At 57.8% G+C, this 779-nt stretch carries 2 protein-coding genes; both read left to right on the forward strand.

Annotated elements, in window-relative coordinates:
* On the forward strand, positions 1-235 hold a 235-nt coding region (locus tag ASU03_RS21270), incomplete at its 5' end, for a hypothetical protein (protein ID WP_197411325.1).
* A 158-nt stretch (positions 236-393) separates the two neighbouring features.
* Positions 394-779, forward strand: a 386-nt coding sequence (locus tag ASU03_RS19240) for a CHASE4 domain-containing protein (RefSeq protein WP_197411326.1), incomplete at its 3' end; no start/stop codon positions are given.

A 779-nucleotide genomic window follows, 5' to 3' on the forward strand; every position in this document is an offset into this window, starting at 1 on the left:
GATCCCGTTGACCGCCGTGGGCAAGACCTTCAAGCCGGCCTTGCGCCTGGATGCGGTGCGTCGAGTGTTCGAACACGAAGTGGGGCAGATTGCTGCCAGCAGCCAGGTCCAGGCGCTGAGTGACGAGCGCCATGGGCAGCGGGGGGATATTCACGTGCCTGGCCTGACGGCTGCGCAGCGTGAGCAGTTGCACCAGCGCCTTGGCGGTTATGCCGTGCGGTATGTGGTGTATTGAGGGGGGCAGAGAACATAGTCCAGCCGTTGATTTTTTTAAGGAAACACGAGGAATCCTGAATAAGTGTCTTGCGTCTATGTGAGGGCAGTCGCTAACTTTGCGTGGCGCTATTTGAGTTTAGGTGCGGGTTCCTGAGGCGTCGTGACGCCTGGAACGCTATGGAAAAGCTCAACGTTGACACCAGGGCCACACGGCAAGGAACCTCCAATTTCTCGATGGCACGCGGCTCTTTAGTCGCGTGCTCGACGCTGTTACTGGCGATGTTTCTGCTGGTGGGGTTGTTGCTGACCTCCATTGCCCATCACCTGAACCACGATGCCGGGGAACATAGCCGGCTCGATATCGAAAACGCCTTGCTATCGGTTGAAAAAATCGCCGGTTCTCCGGTTAAGGACTACGCATTCTGGGGGGATGCCTATCAGCACCTGCACCAGGCGCTTGATGTGGAATGGGCGTTTGTCCGGCAGAACCTTGGCGCTACGTTATTCACGGACTTGTGCTTCCAGCGCGTCTTTATTGTCGACCCTGCGGGCCGTACGCGTTC

It is taken from the genome of Colwellia sp. TT2012 (genome assembly GCF_001440345.1).
GTDB lineage: Bacteria > Pseudomonadota > Gammaproteobacteria > Enterobacterales > Alteromonadaceae > Colwellia.